The following is an 18,408-nucleotide window of genomic DNA, read 5'->3' as shown; positions in this document are numbered from 1 at the left end:
CAAGCGGCATCAGTTACGAAGACCTCTGCGAACGCATCTGCCGGCTCGCTCTCAACCTTTAGCAACACGTCCTAGGTAGGATCGCGCTCATGACAGTTCCTGAGCCTGAGACGGTTGACCTTCCCGGCGAGGTTGGAGACTCGGATGAGCTCGACGATCTCGACTTTGCCGAACTGGAAGAAGCGAGTGCTGATGCGTTCAAAGTTGCGTACTCAGGACAAGACTTCGACGTCGAAGGCCTGGTGCGACGTCTGAAGCGCGGGGACATGCTTGTGCCGCAGTTTGGTCATGCTGACGAGCGAATCGAATCTGCCGGGTTTCAGCGGAACTTCGTATGGTCGAAACCACAGATGGACCGGTTCATTGAATCGTTGCTTCTCGGTTACCCCATTCCCAGCATTCTGCTGATCAAGCAGCCCGACAATCGGTATCTGATTCTGGACGGCCAACAGCGCCTTCGAACGCTTCAGCGCTTCTATGACGGCCAACACCGTGACCGTCCTTTCGTCCTCGCAAACGTTGCAAATGAATTTCGTGGGCTGTCCTACACCACCCTAAGTGATAGTCAGCGGCGCGCGATCGACAATACTTACATCCAGGCAACGATTGTGGGGACCGACGGTTCTGCGGAGTCACAAGAGGCGGTCTACCAAATCTTCGAACGTCTCAATTCGGGTGGCACGCAGCTCACATCGCACGAGATTCGAGTTGCTCTTTATGCAGGGCCGCTCATTGACCTGATGCATCAATTGAATCAGGACAAGAACTGGAGGGCAGTTTACGGCGAACCCTCTCCGCGCTTGCGTGATCAGGAGCTAGTTATGCGCATAATTGCCCTGTACTGCGATGAGTTGCGATACATGCGACCTCTGAAGCGATTCCTGAATCAGTTCGCGGCTGAGAATCGAAACGCTGAGTCAGCGAAGATTGCTGAGGCTGCTACTTTGTTCACCAAGGCAGCGGAGCTCATTGCCCATGGCCCAGGGTCCGAGGTCACGAAGCGGAAGTCGCGCCAGATCAATGTCGCTCAGACGGAGGCTGTCTTCGTTGGGATTATGAAAGAGCTGAAGCAGCGGCCGCTCACGAATAAGCAAGTAGCCTCTGCTGTCGACCTGCTTCGAAACAACCCGGACCTCGACGGGGTCATGACGAGCGGAACCTCCCGCGAGGAAGCCGTTGCCGCTCGACTTCGCGGGTCGGCGAGCGCCTTTGCGCAGGTCTGATGGTTTGGCAGGGAGCTTGGCCGCCGCATGAGGTGCAGTTGAGCGACGGAAGACTGACCGCGCTGATGGCGACGGTCGATGGTCTGGCGAGTGATGTCGGCGACGACGTGAGTTCTGCACTGGCGCGATTCTTGACAGTGCGAGCGTGCGGCCACATCGAGCTAACGTTCGATGAGTGCTTGGCTCATTACGCCGACGAGAAGGCCCACCCTTTCATTGCTTCGCATGTGCGTGCGGGGCTCTTCAAAGGACGAAACCCAAGGCCGGATGATCTCACGGAGCGGCTGCGTAGGATCAACCCCTCTTGGAGTACGAGCTTCGTGGAGTACCTAGATGAGGATGACAACAGGCGTCGACGCGAACTGGGCCTTCTTGTCGATCGAAGGAACAGTATCTCGCATGGCCAGAACGAGGGGCTAGGTGTCCGGAAGGCACTGGATCTTGCTCGGCTCGCGCTCGATGTAAGCGCCTGGTTCTGCTCCACGTTGAGCCCCAACGCCGCCTAGATCAATGGGTCCGTTCCGGCACTGCGAATCACCTAACCGATGGACTGATCTAGGTTGGCCAGCGGTTCCAGCCCCTCTCGCTGCCGGTCGCCCAGAGCCGATAGTCGGCTTTCCTGGACAGGTTGGGTGAGCGGGTCGAGGGACGAGACCGACTGAACCGGCGCAGCAGCAAGTCAGCGTCGCGGACCGTGTCGGCGCTGCGCTGCTTCTCCCGGCGCAGGGTGGATGGCTCGCGCTCGCGCTCGCGCTCGCGCTGGCGTACGGCGGAGCCTGGTGGGTGACCTGGGCGCTGCTCCTTGCGGCACTGGTTGCGGTCGTGATCTGGACACTTGTGACTGCGAGGCGCGCGGGCCGAGCGCTCCAATCGCCTCTCCTACTTGCTGTTCTGACGCTGATGCTCGAATGGATCATCGCCGCCGTTGTCGCCGGGAGCTCAATGTGACCGGTTCGGGACGCCGAACCACCTGACCGACGACCTCATCTGACCGGACCGCGGCGCTGGCGTTCGGGCCCAGTGCCGCTGTCCGGTCGCCGCATGGTGTCGGGTACTTCGGAGGGGCACAGCGTTGCCTCGGGTGCGCGTCGCAACCACGGCGCGCACCCGACGGCCCTGCGTCGGGTCGAACCCGGAGGAGCTCCACCATGACCGAACCGTTCGCACGCCCGACAGCCCTCGCCCACGTCCGCGTCACCGTGACCGACATCCACCGCAGCAAGGCGTTCTACCAGCAGCTGCTCGGCACCGACCCGGCGATCGACTTCAGCGACCAGGTCGACGAACCCGGCGTGCGCGAGGACCGCGAGCGCTTCTACGGCGGCTCCGTGTTCCGGCTCGGCGATCAGGTCTTCGGTCTCCGCCCGGTCGCTCCGGCGGGGCAGACGTTCAACCCGGACACCGTCGGGCTCGACCACGTGAGCTTCGTCGTGGGGTCGGTCGACGAGCTGCACCAGGCGGCTGCACGCCTCGACGCCGCAGGGGTCGAGCACGGCGAGGTGACCGACCTCGGCGACGCCGGCATGGTGATCCTGTCCGTGCAGGACCCGGACGACATCAACCTCGAGCTCGCTGCCCTCAAGTCCTGAGCGGTCCTCGGGCCGCGGGCTAGCATGAAGCGACGAGAGGGGACGTCATGCGCTTCGTGCAAGCCGTGGGCCGGGGGATCGGCTTCGTGTTGTCGACCGTCGCGAAGGTGCTCGGGACCCTGAACGGCGCGAGGCCCGCGGGCGACGACCTCGCTGTGCGGCTGAACCAGCCGCATCGCGACGACTACCGCCCCTGAACTGTTCTCGGTACCGGCCGCGCGGGGTCAGTCGGCGACGGCGGGCTCCTGGGCGACCATCGTGCCGTTCACGAGCGCGCGCAGCGACTCCGGCAGGGGGATCGGTCGGCGGGCACCCTCGCGGTCGACGATGACGTGCACGAACTCACCGGTGGCGAGCAGGGCGCCGTCGGACTGACGGAACAGGCCGAACTCCCACGACAGGCTGGTGTTGCCGAGGTGCTTGGACCGCATCCCGACCTCGATGACGTCCGGCCAGACGGCGGACTCGACGAACCGGCAGCTCGACGACACCAAGACCGCGATCCACTCCGACGTGAACGGGTCCAGGCCCGCTTCCTCGCGGAACCAGTACGTCGACGCGTTGTCCATCGCCGAGTAGTAGATCGTGTTGTTGACGTGCCCGAACATGTCGTTGTCGTTCCACCGTGTGGGGTAGAGGCGGCGGAACGGGTACTCGTCGATGGTCATCGGTCTCCGATCGGAGGTGCGGGTGTGGCGTGATCGGCGGCGGGGCGCAGCACGTACTCGAACGCGGCGCGTGCCCGGACGGGGTCGGGGGCCTCACCGGAGATGAACTCAGCGTAGGTGAACGACTCTGAGATCCGGACGAGCAGCCGGGCGAGCTCCTCGGCGGACAGCGGGGCCGGATCGAACTCGCCGGACGACTGCTCCTCGACCACGAGCGCGGTGACCCGCTCGACGAACCGGCTCTGGACGTCGCTCTCCGAGGTGGTCAGCAGGCGCATCGCCCGCGCGGGTTCGCGGGTCAGGAACGCGCGGAAGTAGGTGGCCTCGATGAGGTCGGCGGTGAACCGGTCGAGCACGTCGACGATGCGCGCCGCTCCGGACGACCCGATCGTGTCGGCAGCGCGGGACGCCCGGTCGAGCGTCGGGACTGCGAGGGACCACAGGATCTCGGACAGCAACCGGTCACGGTTGCCCACCCACCGGAACAGCGACGTACGGTCCACGCCGAGTGCGGCAGCCAACGCGCCCATGTCGATCCGTGAGCCGTCGATGAACGTGTGGCGAGCCTCCCGGAAGGCGCGCAGCGCAGAATCCGATGTGTACACGCGGTCCTCCCTTGCAACGTTTTCGAGAATGATGCATCGTTGGTTCCATGTCAACGCTGACGCCCACGACGGGCCTCCTCGAATCGGACTTCTACGGCTTCCAACAGCAGCTGACCGAGCCGGAGCGCGCGTCGATCGGGCGACTCCGCGAGTACCTCGAGCGCGATGTCGCGCCCATCGCCGACGGGTACTGGGCACGCGCCGAGTTCCCGATGCAGGTGATCGCCCCGCTCGCCGAGCTCGGGATGTACGGGCCGGGGATCCCGCTCGTGCGCCAGTTCGAGAACTCGGCCGTGTACCGCGGGTGGGCGGCGCTCGAGCTCGGACGCGTCGACGCCAGCGTCGCGACGTTCATCGGCGTGCAGTCGGGTCTGGCGATGAACTCGATCGCCGTCGCCGGCAGTGAGGAACAGCAGCGCGAGTGGCTGCCGCGCATGGCGGCCGGCGAGCTCATCGGGGCGTTCGGCCTGACCGAACCGCTGTCCGGCAGCGACTCCGCCCGTGGCCTGCGCACCACCGCCCGCCGCGAAGGCGACACCTGGGTGCTCGACGGTGAGAAGCGCTGGATCGGCAACGCCACCTTCGCCGACGTCGTGGTCATCTGGGCGAAGGACGTCGCCGACGAGCAGGTGAAGGGCTTCCTGGTCACCACGGACACCCCCGGCTTCACCGCCACGAAGATCGAGGACAAGATCGCGCTGCGGGGGGTGCAGAACGCCGACATCGTCATGCAGGGGGTGCGTGTGCCGGAATCGCGTCGGCTCCAGCGCGCCGACTCGTTCCGGTCGACGGCGGAGGTGCTCCGTCTGACCCGCACCGAGGTGGCCTGGCAGGCCGTCGGCATCGCGGTCGGCGCCTACGACGCGGCGCTCGCGTACGCCCGCGAGCGGATCCAGTTCGGTAAGCCCATCGCCGCGCACCAGCTCGTGCAGGACCTGCTCGTGAAGTCGCTGTCGAACATCACGGCCTCGATCGCGCTCTGCACGCAGGCCTCGGCCATGCAGGACGCCGGTGTCGGGGGCGACGAGCACTCCGCCCTGGCGAAGGCGTTCGCGACCGCGAAGATGCGCGAGACCGTCGGCTGGTGCCGCGAGGTGCAGGGCGGCAACGGCATCGTGCTCGACAAGGGTGTCGCCCGGTTCTTCGCGGACGCCGAAGCGATCTACTCGTACGAGGGCACGCGCGAGGTGAACACGCTCATCGTCGGTCGGGCGATCACCGGGCAGGCCGCGTTCGTGTAGCGCGGGGCTCGGGTCGGTCGGGTGGATCCGACCCGGAACGACGTTCTCGATGTCGTGCGACGTCGATCGTGTCGTTCCGGGTCGACCGCCACGCCCGCGCTACCCGAGCAGCTCCGGCCGCTCCCACTCCTGGCCGAGCACGTGCTGCCCGAGGAACGCGAACACCGTCTCGTACCAGACCACGGCGTGCTGCGGCGAGAGCACCCAGTGGTTCTCGTCCGGGAAGTACAGGAACCGGTGCGGCATCGTGCCGTCGTCGGCCGCGTGGTGCTCGGCGAGCTCGGACCACAGTCGCAGCCCCTCGCCGATCGGCACCCGGTAGTCCTTGTCGCCGTGGACCACGAGCATCGGTGACGTGATGTCGGCCACGAAGCGGTGCGGGTCGTTGGCCTCGATGCCGGCGGCGTCGAAGATCGACGACCAGTACTGCGACGCGTCCGTGGTGCCGTTGAACTGGTCGAGCGCCCACAAGCTCGCGTGCGTGACGATCGCGCGGAAGCGGTCGGTGTGCCCGGCGACCCAGTTCGCCATGTAGCCGCCGAACGAGCCGCCCATCGCCGCCGTGCGGGTCTCGTCGATGTCCGCTCGGGCCTCGACCACGTCCGTGATCGCCAGCAGGTCGGTGTACGGCGCCTGCCCCCACGCGTTCCACCCACGGTTCACGAAGTCGAGCCCGTAGCCGGTCGACAGTGCCGGGTCCGGCAGCAGCACGGCGTACCCGCGCGCCGCCAGGAGCATCGGGTTCCACCGCCACGACCACTGGTTCCACGAGTTGAGCGGTCCGCCGTGGATCCAGAGCAGCAGCGGGTGCGGCCCGTCACCCTCCGGCACGACCAGCCAGCCGCGCACGCGCGCGCCGTCGGCCGCGGTCGTCTCGACCTCTTCCAGGTGCGCGGGGACCTCGGGCAGGGGCGCAGGCGTCGCGAGCGGGGTCACCTCGCCGTCCGTCGCGATCCGCACGGGGTGCAGTGGTGCCGCCCAGGAGGCCCGGAGCGCCACGACCGCGCCCGTCGCCTCCGCCACGCGCAGGCTCGAGTACGCCCAGTCGTCGTGGGTCAGCTGTTCGACGGCTGCGCCGTCGAGCGGGATGCGGAACACGGGCGCCCGGCCGTCCTGGTCGGCCACGGCGAGCAGTGCCCGGTCGCCGTGCTCGAACACGAGCTCGCTCGGCCAGCGGTCCCAGTCGGTCGCGATGCGGCGCGGGTCCGACCCGTCGATGCCGGCGGTCCAGACCTCTTGCTGGTTCGCACCGGCGGGGGTGGAGCGCACCGTCCGGACCCAGGCGATCGTGCGACCGTCGTGGCTCAGGGTGGGCATCTCGTGGTCGACGTCGGCGTCGTCGAACAGCACCGTGCGGTGGCCGCTGGTGCAGTCGATCGTGACGAGCGTCGAACGGTCCCCACGGGCCTCCCGGACGCCCACGGCTGCCAACAGGACGGAACCGTCGGGCGTGAGTGCCCCGGCGACGTGGTCCAGCGACCGGCCGGGAGCCGGCGTGCGGTCGGTGAGGCGGGGGAGCGCGGTTGCGTCCTCGGCGTGGTCTTCGGTCTGGCCTTCGGCCAGGTCGAGCGTGAGGATGTGGGTCTGGTCGGGACCGAGGTCGTGGTCCCAGTACCGGACCGGGTACGTCTCGTGCAGGATCGCGCGGACCTTCTTGTCCGTGCGGGCCTTCCGGAGCTGGGCGTCGGCGTCGACCACGGTGGCCGGGTCGGTACCGGCGCCGGGCAGCAGGTCGGCGGTGAGCGCGACGGTGTTGGCGGCCGCAGCGGTCGCCAGGACGCCGCCGACCCCGCCGGTGAGCCGCGTCAGGGGGCGCGCTTCACCACCGGCCGCCGGGAGGACCCAGAGTTGCGCGGCCTCGACGTCGGTGGCATCGGCGTCGGGGCGGGCCGAGACGAAGAGCAGGTCGCCGCTGCGGGTGAAGGAGATGCCGCCCTCGCCCTTGGCGGAACGGGTGAGGCGGACCGGGCGTGCGGTGGGTCCGTCCGCGTCGACGGTCGGGGTCGCGGGCACCTGCCAGATCGAGCGCCGGTACCCGGTGCCGTCCGGGTCGAGCACACTGACCGTCAGGGCGACGCGCTCACCGTCGGGGCTGATCGCGATCCCGTCGACCCGGGGGAGCGCGATGTACTGGTCGAGGTCGGAGAACGGCGTCGTCATGCGACCACGCTCACCAGGTCATCGGCCCAGAAGGCGGCGATCTGCTCGGCGACCGCAGTGCCCTGGGCGCGGCCGGCTTCGGCCGAGGGCGCCTGGGTGGCCAGCGAGAGCGAGTTCGTGCCGAAGGCTTCCTGCGCGGTGCTGTCCGCCACGACGACCTCGACCGAGCTGCCGCCGGCGCGGAGCGACTCGACCGCGACGTCGAGCCACGGGCCGACCGGCGACGGACCCTCGGGACCGCAGGCGATGACGAGGACACGCTCGTGTCCGGCGGCGGCGTCGGCGTTCGTGCCGGAGCGGACCCCGCCGTCGACGTACGGTCGGCCCTCGATGCCGACGGGTGACCACACGAAGGGCACGGAGCAGCTCGCGGCGACCGCACGGGAGAGCGGGACGCCGTCGGCCGCGGTCAGTAGTCGGAACGTGCCGTCGGTGGCGTCGACCGCGGTGATCGCGAGCGGCTTCGCCGGCCAGTCGGTGGACGGCAGGGTCTCGGTGAAGGTCGCCACGCGCTCGTCATCGGACTGTCCGTCGGTGACCTGCTGGGCGGCGAGGCCGAGGCGGGCGCGCGCGTCCTGCTCGCCGGTCGCCCCCTCGAGCGCGGCACCGATCCGCTGCTGGACGGCGTCGGTGTCGATGGCCGGCGGCTCGACGTAGGTCGTCGGCGCGGGGGTGTGCTGCTGGTCGTACGCCTGCTGCACCGCGCCGTTCCGGACGAAGGCGCCGACGACGCTGCCGGCGCTCGTGCCGACGACCAGGTCTGCGGCATCGAGGTCGACGCCGGCGTCCTGCAGGGCGGTGAGGACGCCGACCTCCCAGGCGATGCCGGCGACACCTCCGCCCCCCAGGACGAGGGCTCTGGATCCGGGAACGGGCGTGCTGGCATCGGTCATGGGTCTTGCTTACCAGCTGCGTGCGACGGGCCGGTGGAGCCCGACGGATCCTGTGGAGAACCGACCTGTGGACAACTCCGTCTGCGTCGGTGGCGTGACCTAGCGTCGTGGTCATGGGGCAACAGCGTTCAGGACGGGTCGGCACGGTCGGGTGGCCGATCGTGGTGGCGGCCGCGCCCACTGCGGCGTTCCAGCTGCCGAACCTGTTCGTCACCCCGGCTGTGCGACTGTCGCTCGTCGTGTTCGGGCTCGTCGTGCTGGCCGGTGCCGTGGCGGTGCAGGTGGTCCGGACCCGACGCAGCGACGCTGCGCGGGCGGTGGCCGAGGAGAACGCGACCGGGGCCGGACTCGAACAGTCGACGGCGGTCCGGTACGCGTTCGGCCAGATCGCCACCCGGCTCGTCCGGTTCACCGAACTGCCCCGTTCCGAGCGCCACGGCGAACTCTCCGTCGTCGCCGACCGGGTCGCCGTGGCCCTGGCGTTCTACCTGCTGCCGAAGGTGCCCGACGTCCGGGCAAACGTGTACCAGCTGTCCACCGATCTGCGTGCGCTCGAGCCGATCGGTCACGGGGGTGCCGGCGACACCGCCGGGGTCTTCCGCGCGGGCACGCCCTACGGCGACCGCAACCTCGAGTGGGTGCTGGTCGGGGGATCACCCCGGATCGTCGGCGACCGCTCGGCCGACGTCGACGTGGACCAGGACGTGCCGGGCTTCGAACCGCGCTACTCGTCGTACGTCTCGGTGGTGATCCGGTCCGACCAGTACTCGTTCGGCATGCTCACCGTCGACTCCCCGGTCCCCGACGCCTTCACCGAACTCGACGCCAAGAACATCGCGATGATGGCGTCGTTCATGGCCGTGGCGTTCTCGTTGACCTACTCGTTCCCCGAGCGCGACCGCAATCCAAGGAAAGGCCCGTGATGCTCACACGCTCTGTCGGACGCTCGACGTACGATGCCCTCATGACGACCGTGAACCCTGCTCCGCCGTCGTTCGGGCGTGCCCGGATCTCATCGCCGAACTGGAACGACACCACCACCGACGCCGACTACGAGGACCTCGACGTCATCGCCGCCAACATCGAGCGCGAGCGCGAAGCAGCCCGGATCCGGGTCGCCGCAGCCATCGCCGCGCGCCTGGGTCGCTGACCCTTCCCGCATCGTCCACGACGAACGGCTCCCACGGGTGTGGGAGCCGTTCGTGGTCTGGGCATCGGGGCTACTGCGCCTGGGGCACGTCGATCAGCACCTTGCCGACGGTGTCCTGCTCGACGGCGTCGTGCGCGTCCGCGGTGCGGGCGAGGTCGAAGCGGGTGAGCGGCAGTCCCGCGTCCGCGCCGACCGGCAGCACGCCGTCGTGCAGCGCCTCGGTGACGTCCTCGGCTGCTGCGGCCAAGGCCTCGTCGCCGATCGTGTAGAGCAGCAGGAACTGGTAGCGCGCGTTCACGCTCATGTTCGGGCGGATCGGCAGCGTGGCCTCGTCGCCGCCGTTGTTCGCGTAGATCGACACGACGCCGTGGTTCGCGAGGACGTCGGCGACCAGCTCGGCGTTCTGGGGGATCGACACCTCGACGACGATGTCGACGCCGTCCCGCGCGATCTCGCGGATGCGAGCCGCGGCGTCGTCCTGCCGGTAGTTCACGACGTGGTGGGCACCCGCCGCGGTGGCGAGTGCGGCCTTGTCGTCCGAGCTGATCGTCGTGATCACCGTCGCGCCGGCCCAACGGGCGAGCTGGATCGCCGCGTGCCCCACCGCTCCGGCACCACCGGCGACGAGCACCGTGACGCCGTCGAGCGCACCGGGGCCGAGTCGTGCGGGGCCGTCCTCGTGCGTCGTGAGGGCGCGGTGCGCGGTCATCGCCGGGACACCGAGCGAAGCACCGATGTCGAAGCTCGTCTCGTCGGGCAGGCGGACCGCTCGGGTCTCCGGCACGACGGTGTACTCCTGTGCAGTTCCGGTCGGGCGCGAGGCGGCGGCCATGAAGAGCCACACGTGGTCACCGACGGCGAGGTGCTCGACACCCGGGCCGACCGCGTCGACGACACCGGCGCCGTCCTGGTTCGGGGTGATCTCGGGGAAGGGCAGTCCGTCGCCGTAGGTACCGCCGGCCCGGGCCTTCCAGTCCGTCGGGTTCACGCCGGAGACGACGACGCGGACGCGGACCTCGCCGGCGCCGGGTTCGGGGACGTCCCGCTCGACGAGTTCGAGGACGCTGCTGTCACCGGGCTTCGTGTAGACGATCGATCGCATGCCCCCAGGCAACCACTCGCCGCCGTCGGGGATTCCGAGTGTGCGCGTGGCGGCACTTCGTGAGCAGAAATGGTCGGGTGCGTTCGGCGGACCCGACCATTTCTGCTCACGAAGCGCCCCCCGCCCCTGCCCCGCGCGCGCCACGTCAGCGCGCGTCGTACTCCACGCGCGACACCGCGACGTCGTCCATGTGGGACGTCGCCCACGCCTCGAGCGGCTCGAGCACCCGGCGGAGCGACCGCCCGCGATCGGTGAGTTCGTACTCCACGTGCGGCGGGATCTCGGGGAACACCGTGCGGGTGACGAGCCCGTCCCGCTCGAGTGCCCGGAGGGTCTGCGTGAGCATCTTCTGCGACACGCCCTGCACCCGGTTCGCGATCGCCGAGTACCGTTGCGGCCCGTCGGCGAGGGTGCCGATCGTCAGGACACTCCACCGGTCGCCGATGCGGTCGAGCAGCTGCCGGCTGGGGCAGTCCGCCGCGTAGGGGCTGTACTCGAGTGCTGACATCTGGCCTGGCCTCCGTGACGAACGAGCTCCGTTACGCACCGTGAGGTGCCTACTTACTCAAAGAGAGTAACTCTTGTACGGTGAGCAGCACCAGCCCCACGAAAGGAACAGCATGACCAGCATCGTCGTCTTCGGAGGCACCGGCTACGCCGGCTCCGCCATCACCCGCGAAGCCCTCTCCCGTGGCATCGCCGTCACCGCCGTCGCGCGCGACACGAGCAAGCTCGACGCCGCCGAGGGCCTGACGCTGGCGCAGGGCGATGCCTTCGACGCCGACTTCGTGGCCGAGGTCACGAAGGACGCCGACGTCATCGTCGTCGCCCTGCACGCGGTCCAGTCGGACGGCAGTGAGCTCAAGGATAAGTTCCAGCACTTCGTCGACGCTGCGGCCAACGCCGGTGCGCGCCTCGGCATCGTCGGCGGCGCCGGTTCGCTGCTCGTCGCCGACGGTGGACCGCGCCTGTTCGACTCGGCCGAGTTCCCGGACGCGTTCAAGGGCGAGGCGAAGAGCCACGCGCAGATCCTCGACGCGCTCCGTGCCTCGGACACCGACGTCGACTGGTTCTACGTCAGCCCGGCCGCCGGTTACGGCAGCTACAACCCGGGCGAGCGTCGTGGCACCTACCGCACGACCGACGAGGTCCTGCTGACCGACGCCGAGGGCAACTCGGACATCTCCGGCGACGACTTCGGCCTGGCCGTCGTCGACGAGATCGCGAACCCGGCGCACCACCAGGCCCGTTTCGGCGTGGCTTACTGAGGCAACCGCTCACCGGACGGGAGGCGCGTGGCGGGGCCGCCCCTGTGCCTCCCGTCCGTCCCGGACCGCGTCCGCGCCCTGTTGCAGGCATTGCGCCCCTGTGTGTCGGGGCGCGACGCCCGCAACGGGGCGCAACGCGTTGGCGCGCGGCGGACGGGAGGCCCGTGGCGACGCCGCCACTGGCCTCCCGTCCGCCGAACCGATCCGCCCCCCGCTCAGTGGGCGACGATGGCCGGCAGCGGCACGTGGTGGCGCATGCGCACCGCGAGGTGAAGGCCACCTCGGCGGGCGAGGACGAGCGCGATCACGGCAGCGGCGGCCGCGGGCACCCCGCCGGCGACCATCATCCCGACGTGCGCCCCGAAGTGGTCGACGACCTGGCCCATCAGCGGCCCGCCGATCGCCTGGCCGCCGAGCAGCACGAGCACGTAGAGCGACATCACCCGGCCGCGGATCGCCACGTTCGACGACAGCTGCACGAGCGAGTTCGACGCGGTCTGGAACAACAGCTGCGACATCCCGACGGCGACGAGCGCCACGGTGAACGGCGCGATCACGGGGATCGACCCCGAGACGACGAGCAGCACCCCGGTCCAGAACACCCCGCCGACGATGGTCCGGAGCCGCACGACCGCTCGACGTGTGGAGAGCAGCGCGCCGACGAGCGCACCGATCGCCACGGCCGAGTTGAACACGCCGTACCCGGCGGCGCCGACGTCGTACACCTGTGACGCGAAGGCCGACAGCAGCACGGGCATCGTCAGCGCGAACACCGAGAAGAACGCGACGAGGATCACCGGCACGATGATCGTCGGCTTGTTCACGGCGTAGCGGAGCCCCTCGATCAACTGCCCCTTGCCGCGGGGCGCCGGGGGCGTCCGGTGCAGCTCCGAGACCTTCAGGAACCCGAGCGTCACGACGACGGCGACGCAGGCGATCGCGTTCACGCCGAACGACCAGCCGGCCCCGACCGCGACGAGCAGCGCCCCGGACAGCGCGGGACCGATCATGCCGCCGAGCTGGAACACTGACGAGTTCACGCTGATCGCGTTGCGGAGGTGCTGGTGTCCGACGATCTCGGTGACGAACACCTGGCGGGCCGGGTTGTCGATGACGGTGACCATCCCGACCAGGAACGCGATCACCCAGATGTGCCAGGCCTCGACCACACCGGCGAGCGTCAGCACGGCGAGCAGTGCGGACAGCACCGCGAAGGCGCCCTGCGTGATCATCATCAGCGCACGCTTCGAGAACCGGTCGACGAGCACGCCGCCGAGCAGCCCGAACAGCAGCATCGGCGCGAACTGGCAGGCGACGGTGATGCCGACCTGCGCGACCGAGCCGGTCAGCTGCAGGACGAGCCAGTCCTGGGCGATGCGCTGCATCCACCCGGCGGTCATCGCGACGAGGTTGGTGGCCGTGAACAGCCGGAAGTTCGGCACGGACAGGGCGATGAGGGTGTGCCGCCAGGGCGGGCGGGTGGCCTGGATCGGGAGTGGTTCGGTGGGCGGGGGGAGGGTCGTCGATGACGCACTCACGGTGAGGGGTTCTCCGGACGTCGTTGCGGATCTGGTACCCCAACGAAACTACGTGGCCACGGGCCATTCGACACCCCTATCGTGGCTATCAATCCATTGCGATGTCGAATGACCGCGCGAATGACCGCGCGAACGAACGAGGTGCACCGTGCTCGATCCGGTCCTGCTGCAGACCGTCCTGGCCGTCGCCGAGACGCAGAGCTTCACGCAGGCCGGTGCCCGCCTCGGCATCAGCCAGCCCACCGTCTCCCAGCACGTCCGGCGGCTCGAGACCGCGGTGTCCCGCACCCTCGTCGCCCGCGACACCCGTGGCGTCACCCTCACCGACAACGGCGACGCGATGGCCGGCTTCGCCCGGACGATCCTCGCGGCCCACGCCACCGCGGACGCCTACTTCTCGGGGTCGGCGACCCGTGGGCGCCTCCGGTTCGGTGCGGCCGACGACCTCGCGATTACGCAGTTGCCGCGCATCCTCCGGGACTTCCGGCGGCTGCACCCGCAGGTGAACCTCGAGCTGACGGTGAACCAGTCGTCACCGCTCCTGCGCCGGGTGCACGCCGGGCAGCTCGACCTGGTGTTCATCAAGCAGACCGCGGGGGAGTCCGCCGAGGGGACCCGGGTCGCGACCGACCAGATGGTGTGGATGGCGCAGGACGGCATCGCGGTCGAACGCGACGAGCCCGTGCCGCTCATCGCGTACCAGGCGCCGAGCATCAGCCGGCAGATGGCGATCGACGCCCTCGAGGCCGCGGGCCGCACCTGGCGGATCACCTGCAACACCCGCGACGTGAACGGCGTGCTGGCGGCGGTGCGCGCGGGGATCGGCGTGGCGGTGTTCCCGCACTCGCTCATCCCGGCGGACCTGGTGAAGGTGTCGCAGCGGCTCGGGTTGCCGGACCTGCCGGCGGTCGACTACGTCCTCATCGCGAACCCGACGGTGCAGCGTGAGCCGATCGACGCCCTGACGAACGCGATCCTGTCGCGCGGGGTCGTCCGCGCGGTCTGACCGCGCCAGCCGAGGGGCCGAACCGGAGACCGAGGCTGCTACGGCGCGAGGGTCGGGGTCGTCCCGGTCCCGGTCAGGTCGGGCAGCGTCACCCCGGCGAGCGGCAGCAGCGCCGACGCGACGGCCCACAGCAGCACGAGCGTGCCGACGCCACCGAGCACGGCGCCGAGCAGCGCGACCGGCCGCTGCCACGTCGCCGCACGGTCGCGCAGCGTCACGAGCGACACCACCAGCGCGAGGAGTCCGAGCACGACACCGACACCGTGCACGGTCGCCGGCGCGGTGAACCACCAGGCCGCGAGTCCGAGCGTCGCGATGCCCGCCACGGCGCCCAGGACCGCCCCGGGCGTCGCACCGAGCGCACGGCGCGGCTCCGGCTGGGCGGCTGCGGCCACGGGCTGGTCGAGCAGTTCGGTCGGGAGGCCCGGCTCGGCCCCGGCGGACGCGGTCGCCTCCGCCACGGGTGCGGTCGAGGGCACGGTGGCGTTCGTGGGCACGGTGGCGTTCGTGGGCACGGTGGCGTTCGTGGCCGCGGGTGCAGCCGCGGACACCGGCGCCTGCAGGACCGCGTCGAAGGAGCGCACGTGGGCGGACGCCGGGGTCGGTGCCGGGGTCACGGCGGTGACGGCGGCCTGCTGGTGGGCGAAGCGGCGGGGCGTGCGGAAGCCGATCGGACCGACGGGTTCGGGCTCGGTGCCCTCGACGACGACGTGCTCCAGGCCGGGCACCGAGAACCGGGGCTGTCCGGCGGAGGGCACGGGCGACGGTGCGGCGGCCGGCGCGGTGCGGGGGGCGGCGTCGATCGGTGAGACCGGGGTCGGTGCGGAGGCCACGGCGGCGGTGTCGAACGGCACGGTGTGCACGGTCGGTGATGTCGGGGCCGGTGGCAGGAGGTCCTGCTGCGGCGGGTAGTCGGGGACTGTGACGTCGTCCTCGACCAGGGTGGCGATGGACGCAGGCTCCGGCGTCGGCGCTGCCGTCGGGTCGAGCGTGGCCGTCGGCTGCGGGGCGGAGCCGAGCACGGCGGTGGGAGCCGGCGCACCGTGGGCGGCGCGCGACGTGGCGGGGGTGGGACGGGCCTCCTGGCCGGTGCTCGCTGCGGAGTCGGACGCGACCCGCCCGGCGGACGCGGCCGATTCGACGACCGGTGCGGTCACCCAGGACGGGACGGGACGGCGCGGCCGTTCCGAATCCTGCATGCGATGCGACGCCACTGCGGTGCTCCCTTCGTCGACTGATCCATCGTCAGTTCTAGTGGCAACGGTCGCGGATGTCGCAGCCCCAGTTCCGGGGTCGCCGGTACGTTCGGGGCATGACCGGAATCGAACACCGTCCACTGGGTCCCTCGGGGCTCGTCGTCTCCACCGTCGGCCTCGGCTGCAACAACTTCGGGCGGCCGGGGACCGCCTCCGAGTCGCAGGAGGGCACCGACGCCGTCGTGCGGGCGGCACTCGACGCCGGGGTCACGCTCTTCGACACGGCCGACATCTACGGCGGCCGGCCCGGCATGTCCGAGGAGATGCTCGGCCGGTCGATCGCTGGGCGGCGTGACGAGATCGTGCTCGCGACGAAGTTCGGCATGGACATGCAGGGCGCGAACGGGCCGGACTGGGGTGTGCGGGGATCGCGGCGGTACGTCCGGTTGGCCGTCGAGTCGTCGCTGCGTCGTCTCGGGACGGACTGGATCGACCTGTACCAGATGCACCGTCCCGACGACGTGACGCCGATCGAGGAGACGCTGTCGGTCCTCGACGACCTGGTCCGCGAGGGCAAGATCCGCTACATCGGGCACTCGAACTTCGCGGGCTGGCAGATCGCCGAGGCCGAGTTGACCGCGTCGATCGCCGGCACCACGGCGTTCGTGTCCGCGCAGAACGAGTACAGCCCGCTCGCCCGTGCCGCCGAGGCCGAGGTGCTGCCGGCCGTCCGCGCCTACGCCCTCGGGTTCCTGCCGTTCTTCCCGCTCTACAACGGGCTGCTGACCGGCAAGTACACGAAGGCCGGGGGTCCGGCCGACGGACGCCTGTCGACGTCGAAGCCGCAGTTGCTCGAGGACGCCCCGTGGGACGTGCTCGACGACTACCAGCGGTTCTGCGACCACCGCGGCGTCACGATGCTGCAGGCGACGTTCGCGTGGTTGCTCGCGCAGCCGGGGCTGTCGAGCGTCATCGCGGGGGCGACGAAGCCGGAGCAGATCACGCAGAACGTCGAGGCCGGCACCACGTGGGAGCCGACCGAGGACGACATCGCCGACATGACGGTGATCTTCGACCGGGCGTAGGCGGGCGGCCGCGGCCCGCCGCCCGCGGGGGCCGAGTCTCGGCGTGAGCGACAGTTCTCGCGGCTGTCGGCCCGAGGACTGTCGCCCAGCGCGAGTCTCGCGGCGGCGGGGCCGAGACTCGGGGGCGTCAGCGGGTGGCGGCGGAGAGTGCTTCGCGCAGCTGGTCGGCGGTCAGACGCGGGCCGTAGCCGGGGGTGTCCCGCTGGATGCGCCAGCCCTCGGCGAGGGGTCCGGCGTCGACGACGTCGAAGCCGAACTCGTCGATGAGGTCCGCGGTCACCTGCTTCGCCTCGGCATCGTCGCCCGCGACCACGAGGGCACGGCGTTCGGGCGTGCCGGTCGGGGTGGCGTGGCCGGTCAGGTCCGCGGCACCGATGTGGTTGAACGCCTTGACGACCCGGGCCCCGGGCAGGTGGTCCTGCAGCAGCTCGGCCGTCGTCGTCGACTCGTCGTCGAGCGCGGCGATGTGCCCGTCGCGCTCCCAGTAGTAGTTGTTCGTGTCGATGACGACCTTGCCGACGAGCGGCTCCGCCGGGATCGTCTCGATGGCCGCGAGCGGCACCGTCACGACGACGACCTCGCCGGCGGCGGCAGCCTCGTCACGGGTGGCCGCACGGGCCTGGTCGCCGAGTTCGGCCACGAGGTCGGTCAGGGTCTCGGGGCCGCGGGAGTTCGCGATCACGACCTGGTGGCCGTGCTGCACCGCGAGCCGTGCCAGTTGGGATCCGATGTTGCCTGCGCCGATGATGCCGATCGTTGTCATGGTGTCCATCCAACGCTCGGCGGCCACGAGCATTCCCGGTGGGGCACGTGCGCCCCGGGCGGAGCATGATGGCGGCATGGACCACGAGTTCCGCGACGAGACCGACCAGGACCGCTACGCGATGTACGTCGGCGGCGAGCTCGTGAGCGTGCTCGACTACCGCGAGAACGGCGACGCGATCGCGTTCCCGCACACGTACACGGTGCCGAAGCACCGCGGGCACGGCTACGCGGCCGAACTCGTCGAGTACGCGGTCGCCGACGTCGAGACGAACTCGACGAAGCGGGTCGTGCCGATGTGCTGGTTCGTCGGCAAGTGGTTCGACGAGCACCCCGAGAAGTCAGACCTGCTCATCCGCAGTGCCGCGGACTGAGCCGACGCGAGAAGAGCGCCCCATGCCCACCATCACCCCCTTCCTCTGGTACGACGACCAAGCCGAGCAGGCCGCCCGGTACTACGTCGACCTGTTCCCCGGCAGTTCGGTCGACAGCGTGGCGAAGACCCCGGACGGCGCGACCCTGGTCGTCGAGTTCACGTTGCTCGGGCAGCCGTACCGGGCGATGAACGGCGGACCGGGACACCCGCACACCGATGCCGTCTCGTTCCAGGTCGACGTCGACACGCAGGACGAACTCGACCGCATCTGGGACGCCCTGCTCGCCGACGGCGGGAAGCCGAGCATGTGCGGCTGGTTGTTCGACCGTTGGGGTGTCGCGTGGCAGGTGACCCCGTCGATGATGGGCGAGCTGATGACCGGGTCGGGCGACCCCGAGGCGAACGCCCGTGTCTTCCAGGCGATGATGACGATGCAGAAGCTCGACATCCCCGCGCTCCGTGCCGCAGCTGCAGGTCACTGAGCCCGAATCTCGCGTACCGACCGGTATGGTGTCGGCACAGAAGACCGCCGGCCGGCGCCGGCAC

The 18,408-nt window shown here is 69.9% G+C and carries 21 protein-coding genes; 12 read left to right on the top strand and 9 right to left on the bottom strand.

What is annotated here, in order from left to right; all coding sequences use genetic code 11:
* Positions 1 to 89: 89 nt before the first annotated feature.
* The 4 genes from ITJ69_RS08350 (at position 90) to ITJ69_RS08335 (ending at position 3,009) form a co-directional block, all read left to right on the top strand.
* Complete coding sequence (locus ITJ69_RS08350; RefSeq protein ID WP_194672521.1) at positions 90 to 1,223, top strand: DUF262 domain-containing protein; 1,134 nt, start codon at positions 90 to 92, stop codon at positions 1,221 to 1,223.
* Positions 1,223 to 1,729 carry a HEPN domain-containing protein gene (locus tag ITJ69_RS21080; protein WP_416354927.1) on the top strand — a complete coding sequence of 169 codons (507 nt, stop codon included), beginning with the start codon at positions 1,223 to 1,225 and terminating at the stop codon, positions 1,727 to 1,729. The genes ITJ69_RS08350 and ITJ69_RS21080 overlap by 1 nt, the downstream gene beginning before the upstream one ends.
* A 642-nt stretch (positions 1,730 to 2,371) precedes the next feature.
* Complete coding sequence (locus ITJ69_RS08340) at positions 2,372 to 2,812, top strand: VOC family protein (protein ID WP_144750519.1); 441 nt, start codon at positions 2,372 to 2,374, stop codon at positions 2,810 to 2,812.
* A 47-nt stretch (positions 2,813 to 2,859) separates the two neighbouring features.
* Entirely contained in the window at positions 2,860 to 3,009 is a 150-nt protein-coding gene (locus ITJ69_RS08335) for a hypothetical protein (RefSeq protein ID WP_194672519.1), read from the top strand.
* 27 nt (positions 3,010 to 3,036) lie between these two features.
* On the opposite strand, the gene ITJ69_RS08330 is transcribed toward ITJ69_RS08335, so the two are convergent.
* Positions 3,037 to 3,480: an acyl-CoA thioesterase gene (locus tag ITJ69_RS08330; RefSeq protein ID WP_194672518.1), complete on the bottom strand. Its 444-nt coding sequence runs from the start codon at positions 3,478 to 3,480 to the stop codon at positions 3,037 to 3,039.
* Positions 3,477 to 4,085 carry a QsdR family transcriptional regulator gene (locus ITJ69_RS08325; protein WP_123292424.1) on the bottom strand — a complete coding sequence of 203 codons (609 nt, stop codon included), beginning with the start codon at positions 4,083 to 4,085 and terminating at the stop codon, positions 3,477 to 3,479. Before ITJ69_RS08325 ends, ITJ69_RS08330 begins: the two co-directional genes overlap by 4 nt.
* Before the next feature lie 47 nt (positions 4,086 to 4,132).
* Between ITJ69_RS08325 and ITJ69_RS08320 the strand changes: the two genes are divergently transcribed.
* Entirely contained in the window at positions 4,133 to 5,326 is a 1,194-nt protein-coding gene (locus ITJ69_RS08320; RefSeq protein WP_194672517.1) for an acyl-CoA dehydrogenase family protein, read from the top strand.
* 99 nt (positions 5,327 to 5,425) lie between these two features.
* Here ITJ69_RS08320 and ITJ69_RS08315 read toward each other — a convergent pair whose 3' ends face one another.
* Positions 5,426 to 7,486, bottom strand: a complete 2,061-nt coding sequence (locus ITJ69_RS08315) for an alpha/beta fold hydrolase (RefSeq protein WP_194672516.1) — start codon at positions 7,484 to 7,486, stop codon at positions 5,426 to 5,428.
* Positions 7,483 to 8,379 carry a patatin-like phospholipase family protein gene (locus ITJ69_RS08310; RefSeq protein WP_159574072.1) on the bottom strand — a complete coding sequence of 299 codons (897 nt, stop codon included), beginning with the start codon at positions 8,377 to 8,379 and terminating at the stop codon, positions 7,483 to 7,485. Before ITJ69_RS08310 ends, ITJ69_RS08315 begins: the two co-directional genes overlap by 4 nt.
* Before the next feature lie 113 nt (positions 8,380 to 8,492).
* On the opposite strand from ITJ69_RS08310, the gene ITJ69_RS08305 reads away from it, so the two are divergent.
* Positions 8,493 to 9,302 (top strand): hypothetical protein, encoded by an 810-nt coding sequence (locus ITJ69_RS08305; RefSeq protein WP_159574071.1) that lies wholly within the window; start codon positions 8,493 to 8,495, stop codon positions 9,300 to 9,302.
* Between the two features lie 41 nt (positions 9,303 to 9,343).
* Positions 9,344 to 9,529: a hypothetical protein gene (locus ITJ69_RS08300; RefSeq protein ID WP_123312988.1), complete on the top strand. Its 186-nt coding sequence runs from the start codon at positions 9,344 to 9,346 to the stop codon at positions 9,527 to 9,529.
* A gap of 70 nt (positions 9,530 to 9,599) precedes the next feature.
* On the opposite strand, the gene ITJ69_RS08295 is transcribed toward ITJ69_RS08300, so the two are convergent.
* Both ITJ69_RS08295 and ITJ69_RS08290 read right to left on the bottom strand, forming a co-directional pair.
* On the bottom strand, positions 9,600 to 10,631 hold the full coding sequence (locus ITJ69_RS08295) for an NADPH:quinone reductase (RefSeq protein ID WP_194672515.1): 1,032 nt from the start codon (positions 10,629 to 10,631) through the stop codon (positions 9,600 to 9,602).
* A 145-nt stretch (positions 10,632 to 10,776) separates the two neighbouring features.
* Positions 10,777 to 11,139, bottom strand: coding sequence for a winged helix-turn-helix transcriptional regulator (locus ITJ69_RS08290; RefSeq protein WP_111086871.1), 363 nt, complete (start codon positions 11,137 to 11,139; stop codon positions 10,777 to 10,779).
* A gap of 112 nt (positions 11,140 to 11,251) precedes the next feature.
* Between ITJ69_RS08290 and ITJ69_RS08285 the strand changes: the two genes are divergently transcribed.
* Positions 11,252 to 11,899 carry an NAD(P)-dependent oxidoreductase gene (locus tag ITJ69_RS08285; protein WP_194672514.1) on the top strand — a complete coding sequence of 216 codons (648 nt, stop codon included), beginning with the start codon at positions 11,252 to 11,254 and terminating at the stop codon, positions 11,897 to 11,899.
* 215 nt (positions 11,900 to 12,114) lie between these two features.
* Here ITJ69_RS08285 and ITJ69_RS08280 read toward each other — a convergent pair whose 3' ends face one another.
* Positions 12,115 to 13,437, bottom strand: coding sequence for an MFS transporter (locus ITJ69_RS08280; protein ID WP_123292432.1), 1,323 nt, complete (start codon positions 13,435 to 13,437; stop codon positions 12,115 to 12,117).
* 148 nt (positions 13,438 to 13,585) lie between these two features.
* On the opposite strand from ITJ69_RS08280, the gene ITJ69_RS08275 reads away from it, so the two are divergent.
* Positions 13,586 to 14,443, top strand: coding sequence for a LysR substrate-binding domain-containing protein (locus tag ITJ69_RS08275; RefSeq protein ID WP_194672513.1), 858 nt, complete (start codon positions 13,586 to 13,588; stop codon positions 14,441 to 14,443).
* A 38-nt stretch (positions 14,444 to 14,481) separates the two neighbouring features.
* Here ITJ69_RS08275 and ITJ69_RS08270 read toward each other — a convergent pair whose 3' ends face one another.
* A complete protein-coding gene (locus tag ITJ69_RS08270) occupies positions 14,482 to 15,600 on the bottom strand; it encodes a hypothetical protein (protein ID WP_194672512.1) in 1,119 nt (372 codons plus the stop codon).
* 155 nt (positions 15,601 to 15,755) lie between these two features.
* On the opposite strand from ITJ69_RS08270, the gene ITJ69_RS08265 reads away from it, so the two are divergent.
* Positions 15,756 to 16,724, top strand: a complete 969-nt coding sequence (locus tag ITJ69_RS08265; RefSeq protein ID WP_131846278.1) for an aldo/keto reductase — start codon at positions 15,756 to 15,758, stop codon at positions 16,722 to 16,724.
* A 127-nt stretch (positions 16,725 to 16,851) separates the two neighbouring features.
* Here the strand turns inward: ITJ69_RS08265 and ITJ69_RS08260 are convergent, their stop codons facing one another.
* Complete coding sequence (locus ITJ69_RS08260; RefSeq protein WP_159574185.1) at positions 16,852 to 17,487, bottom strand: NADPH-dependent F420 reductase; 636 nt, start codon at positions 17,485 to 17,487, stop codon at positions 16,852 to 16,854.
* A gap of 76 nt (positions 17,488 to 17,563) precedes the next feature.
* Between ITJ69_RS08260 and ITJ69_RS08255 the strand changes: the two genes are divergently transcribed.
* The gene (locus ITJ69_RS08255; protein ID WP_111087034.1) at positions 17,564 to 17,860 is read left to right on the top strand and encodes a GNAT family N-acetyltransferase; all 297 of its coding nucleotides are present in this window, start codon (positions 17,564 to 17,566) and stop codon (positions 17,858 to 17,860) included.
* A 22-nt stretch (positions 17,861 to 17,882) separates the two neighbouring features.
* Positions 17,883 to 18,344 carry a VOC family protein gene (locus ITJ69_RS08250; RefSeq protein ID WP_134193478.1) on the top strand — a complete coding sequence of 154 codons (462 nt, stop codon included), beginning with the start codon at positions 17,883 to 17,885 and terminating at the stop codon, positions 18,342 to 18,344.
* The last annotated feature ends 64 nt before the right edge of the window (positions 18,345 to 18,408 follow it).

Source organism: Curtobacterium sp. VKM Ac-2887 (assembly GCF_015350935.1).
GTDB lineage: Bacteria > Actinomycetota > Actinomycetes > Actinomycetales > Microbacteriaceae > Curtobacterium.
Note: the sequence above shows the minus strand (reverse complement) of the source record. Positions and strands in the feature narration are given on the sequence as shown.